Origin of the sequence: Bradyrhizobium sp. 61, from assembly GCF_023073075.1 — a bacterium.
Lineage (GTDB): Bacteria > Pseudomonadota > Alphaproteobacteria > Rhizobiales > Xanthobacteraceae > Bradyrhizobium > Bradyrhizobium barranii.
Genome location: NZ_JADPIU010000078.1, coordinates 1 through 4,888 on the forward strand (window position 1 = coordinate 1; position 4,888 = coordinate 4,888).

Genomic DNA, 4,888 nt, shown 5'->3' on the forward strand with positions numbered 1-4,888 from the left:
TGCCGGCGGTGAAAGCGGCGTCATCTTCCAGGACACCGCGATCCGGCGCATGACCTACCTGCCGGGCGATCCCCGCGTGTTCCAGATCGAGAAGATCGCCGAGGGGCTCGGCATTTACGGGCCGCTGAGCCTGATCCGCGCCGGTGCCAGCGTGTTCTTCTACTCGCTGAAGGGGTTTCACCGGATCGACCCCGGCGGCGCGCCGACGCCGATTGGCCGCGAGCGTGTTGACCGTACGTTTTTCACCGACCTGGACGCCACGCAGCCACAGCTGTTCCTGGGAGTGGCCGACCCGCGATCCTCGCGCGTCCTGTGGGTTTACAAGAGCGTGAACGGCGTAACCAACCAGTTCGACAAGGGCTTGGTCTACGATCCCGTGCTCGACAAGTTCGCGCCGCTGCGATTTGCCGGCGAGTTCCTCTTCAAGATGGCTCAGCCCGGCATCACGCTCGAGCAAGTCGATACCCTGATCGGCGCAAACCTCGACCTGATCACACAATCCTTCGACACGCTCTCGACAGCGATCGTTCCCGAGCTCGCGGCGTTCGACACCGGTCATCTCGCCAGCTTCTTTCGTGGCCAGAACCTTGAGGCCACACTCGAAACATCTGAGCAGGGTACCGACGGCCAGCGCATCAAGCTAAAGGTCGGCTTCCGGCCAGTTACCGACGCGCCGACGGTCTACGGCTCGGCCTCGCGCCGCGAGAACCTCCAAGCTGCGGTTGCGGCAGGCGTCGAAAGCCTGATCAACGCAGTGACCGGAATCTGCAACATGCTGGTGGACACGCGCTACAGCCGCTTCAAGTGCCGGATCCCAGCCGGGACGGTGTGGACATTTGTGAACGGCGTCGAGCCGATCGACCTGAAGGGAACGGGCAAGCGATGAGTGGCGCCGGCGTCTTTGTCCCCGGACAGCAGGAAAAGGACCTCTCCAAATACGCGCTGTCGCTCCAGCAACTCGCCATGGGGCGATCCAATGCGACCGGATCGGTGACGCTCACGGCAAGTGCTACATCGACGGTGGTCTCGGCCGTGAATTGCGCGCCTGGCAGCGCCGTCTTCCTCTTCCAGAAAACCGCTAACGCCGCTGCGGCACTGTCCACGACATACATTTCATCGGTCGGGAAGCAGACCTTCACGATCACTCACGCGAGCGCCGCCAGTGTCGATCGAAGCTTCTTCTACGTCTGCCTTGGATAGGCTCGTCTGCGTTCCACCGTCGATGGTCGCGGACCTCTGGCCGCGGGTCAAGGAGCACCTGTTTTCGGCCGTCCGGCGCACTGATTTGAGCCATACCGAGGACATCGAGCGCGACCTTATGGAGGGTGACGGGCTGTTGTGGCTGATCTGCGACGGCAACCAGATCGAGGCTGCCGGCGCGACGCTGCTCGTCAACACGGATCAGCACATGGTTTGCCTGATCACGGCGCTCGGCGGCGAGAACATGGACAAGTGGCTTCCGCTGCTCGCTCAAATCGAGGATTGGGCGCGCGCGGAAGGCGCGGCGCTCGTCCGCATCATGGGGAGGCCGGGCTGGGCCCGTGTCCTGAAGGGCTATCAGGTTTCGAACGTCGTTCTTGAGAGGGCGCTGTAAAATGGGCGGCACGTCGAAAACCAGCCAGACCAGCACCTCTTCGCTGGCCCCCTACGATCCGACGGCGGGCTCGCTGCAGGGCATCCTTGGCGGCATCAACAACCTTGTGCCGCAGGCCGGAACGCTGACGAGCGGGCAGCAAGGGGCCATCAACCAGGTCATCGGCAACGCCAATGGCACCCCCAACTACAGCCAGCCGATCAACTCCGGCGTCTCGGGGCTGCTCAACGGCGGCGGCGCGACGAAGTATGATCCGCAGATCACCGCGAACCTCGACAGCCTGAAAAACGGCATCCTCGGGCAGACGGCGAGCGGCGCGAACATCGGCAAAAATCCGGCGTTGCAGGCGCAGATTGATCAGATCACAACCGACGCCACAAACGCCACTAACGGCGCGTGGGCGGCGGCTGGCCGCGATGGCTCGCCTGGCAATGCTCAGGCGCTCGGCCGGGGCATCGCATCTGGCGTGGCGCCCGTGCTTGCGGCGCAGTACAACACCGACACCGGGAACGCGCTTGGCGCGGCGAGCACGCTCTACGGCGCTGGCAACACGACCTATGGCCTGCTGAACGGCAACCAGAACCAGGCGAACACCAACTTCACCAACGGCATAGGCGCAGTCTCGGCCGGCCTCAACGCCGAGAACGCGGCGCCGACGGCCGCCATCAACGCGATGGCGCAGCAGTTCAACATCCCGGCGTCCCAGTTGCAGACCCTGCTCGGCATGGTCTCGCCGGTGGCGGCGCAGTTCGGCACGCAGAACGGGCATTCCGAAGGCGAAAGCCAGATGAGTGGCGCGCAGCAGTTCGCAACGATCGCGCAGGGCATCGGCTCGCTCTGGCCCAAGGGCAACATCAGCTTTGGAGCATCGTAAATGGCCGGTCTCCTCGATCTTCTGAGTGGGCAGGGCGGCGGTTCGCTGCTCGACTTCCTGCGCGCGAACGCGATGAACCAGAACGCGCCGGGGCTCCAGCCGTCGGATACCGCGAATTATGGCTCGCCGGCGCCGATGTCGTTTGCACCACCGCCGCAGGCCCAGGTGATGCCGGCCAACCAGCCGAATTCGATCGATACGGCGCAGTGGCCGCAGGGGCCCGTCGGCGCGCCGATGAACGCCAATGCGTCCATGCCTCAGCAGCCCGCGCCCATGTCGATGGCGGGACCGCCGCCAGCCGCGCCGTCTCCCGCTCCGCAGCCCGCCCCGGAAGGCGACGGGCGGCTGATGCTCGGCCTCAAGGGTTTCCTCGGCAATCTCTCCGGCGGCCCCATTGGCGCGCTCGCCGGCGGCCTCGGCGCGGCCGTCACCGGCCAGGCCACCGATGCCGGAACGATCGCCGCGCAGCAGTCCAATCTCACGGCGCGCGCACTTCTCGCGAAAGGAGCCGATCCGATGTCCGTGGCCGCGGCGGCCAAGAACCCGGCGCTCATGGCCGAGCTCATCAAGCAGCACTACGGCCCGCAGAACGTCACGTCGCTGGGCAACGGCTATGTATGGGATCAGAAGGCAGGAAAGGCCATCAAGGCCTATGAGCCCGAGGCAAAGGCTCCGACCTCGCTTGGCGAGGGCTACATCTACAACCCGGAAAGCGGGAAGGTGGAGCGCGCCTATACGCCCGACGGCAAGAAGGGCATCACCAAGGAAATCAGCGACCGCGAACAGGCGATCTCCGAGCGCGGCGGTGATCCGAAAGACCCGCGTAATCAGCAGTACATCCTGACGGGCAAATTCCCCCGCGAAGACGCGCAGCCGCTCACGGCCACCGACAAGAAGGCCATCCTCGAGGCCGACGACGCTGTGATGGCGGCGACCAACGTCATCGGCAACCTGCAGAAGATCAAGGAGCTGTCGAAAAAGGCCTATGAGGGTCCGCTGGCTGGTGTGCGCGGCTACGCGACCAGCCTCATGGGCAGCGAGGCTGGAACAGCGACCTCCGAGATGGACAATCTCATCACCTCGAACGCGCTGCAGCAGCTCAAGTCCATCTTCGGCGGCAACCCGACCGAAGGCGAGCGCGCGATCCTGCTCAAGATCCAGGGCGCATCAAGCCAGCCGGACGCCGTGCGCCAGAAGATTTTCGACCAGGCTACACAGCTTGCGCAACGTCGCCTCGAGTTCGAGAAGCAGCGCGCGGACGCGCTCCGCGGCGGCAGCTTCTACAAGCCCGGGCAGGCCAACCAGCCTGCAGGGGCGCCCGCCGGCGGCGCTTACGTCTGGTCGCCTGACAAGGGGCTCGTTCAGCAATGACAATTCTGGTCAAGGGGCCGAACGGCGCAACTGTCCAGTTTCCAGACGGCACGGACGCGGCGACCATCGACGGCGCAATGCGCCAGATCACGGGCGCGCCCGCGGCTGCACAGGCCGAACCCGTTCCGCAGCCCGACAAATATCAGCAAGCCGCGATTGAGGAGCGCAACTCCCTCCTTCCGAAACAGAGGGGCATCTCTGATCTGGTGACGGGCGGCAGCGGATCGGCGCCCACCGGCGACGCTGGATTCACGCGGCGATTGGCGCATGGCGCTACGCTCGGCGCTGACAACACCATCTTGGCCGCGATGGAAACGCCGCTGGAGATGATCAAGCGCGGGACGTTCGACCCGCGCGAGGGCTACAATTATGCAAAGGCCCGCGAAGATCTGATCATGGATGAGGCGCGAAAGAACACCGGCATGCTCGGAACGGCAGCGGAGGTTCTGGGGGGCGGCGTCTCCGGCGCGGGTCTCGCCTCCGGTGGCCTGACGACCGCGCGCATGCTGGCGCCAGAGGCCGGGCTTCTGGCGCGTACCGCGAGCTCGGCGGCTGATGCTGCAGGATTTGGGGCCTTCTCCGGCGCGATGGAGGGCAACGGCCTAGCCGAGCGCGCGACGAATGCCGGCAAAGGCGCGCTTGTTGGGGCGGCCGCGGGCGGCATCATCCCGCCTGCATTGGCGCTCGGCGGCGCAGCAGTCGCGCCCGTCGTATCGAACATCCGTGCTCGAGCAAATCCGCAGGCCTATGCCGAGGGCCAGGTCGCGCGCGCGATCCATGAAAGCGGCGTCTCGCCCAACCAGCTTTCGCTTGATGTGCTGCAGGCCGGCAACGAAGGGCAGGGCGCGTTCACGCTCGCCGACGCCATGGGCAATCCCGGGCAGCGCATGCTCTCGACCGTGGCCCGCGCTCCGGGCGAAGGCCGCACGGCCGTGGTGGACGCTCTGGAGGGCCGGCAGGCCGATCAGGGCCGCCGCGTCGCCTCTGCGCTAGCTGAGGGTTTCGACGCACCGCAGACAGCCGCACAGCAGCGGACGGCCATGGAAGGG

Annotated in this window: 4 protein-coding genes and 2 pseudogenes; all 6 read left to right on the plus strand. The window is 65.9% G+C overall.

Annotated features, from left to right (window positions below; genetic code table 11):
* Positions 1 to 886, plus strand: a pseudogene (locus IVB46_RS30685) (hypothetical protein); the annotation flags it as partial.
* Entirely contained in the window at positions 883 to 1,200 is a 318-nt protein-coding gene (locus tag IVB46_RS30690) for a hypothetical protein (protein WP_247344143.1), read from the plus strand. The pseudogene IVB46_RS30685 and the gene IVB46_RS30690, both read left to right, overlap by 4 nt.
* Positions 1,163 to 1,594, plus strand: a complete 432-nt coding sequence (locus IVB46_RS30695) for a hypothetical protein (protein WP_247344146.1) — start codon at positions 1,163 to 1,165, stop codon at positions 1,592 to 1,594. The genes IVB46_RS30690 and IVB46_RS30695 overlap by 38 nt, the downstream gene beginning before the upstream one ends.
* A 1-nt stretch (position 1,595) precedes the next feature.
* Positions 1,596 to 2,468, plus strand: a complete 873-nt coding sequence (locus IVB46_RS30700; protein ID WP_247344149.1) for a tail fiber domain-containing protein — start codon at positions 1,596 to 1,598, stop codon at positions 2,466 to 2,468.
* Positions 2,469 to 3,839 (plus strand): hypothetical protein, encoded by a 1,371-nt coding sequence (locus IVB46_RS30705; RefSeq protein ID WP_247344152.1) that lies wholly within the window; start codon positions 2,469 to 2,471, stop codon positions 3,837 to 3,839.
* Positions 3,836 to 4,888 (plus strand): annotated as a pseudogene (locus tag IVB46_RS30710) (hypothetical protein); the annotation flags it as partial. The gene IVB46_RS30705 and the pseudogene IVB46_RS30710, both read left to right, overlap by 4 nt.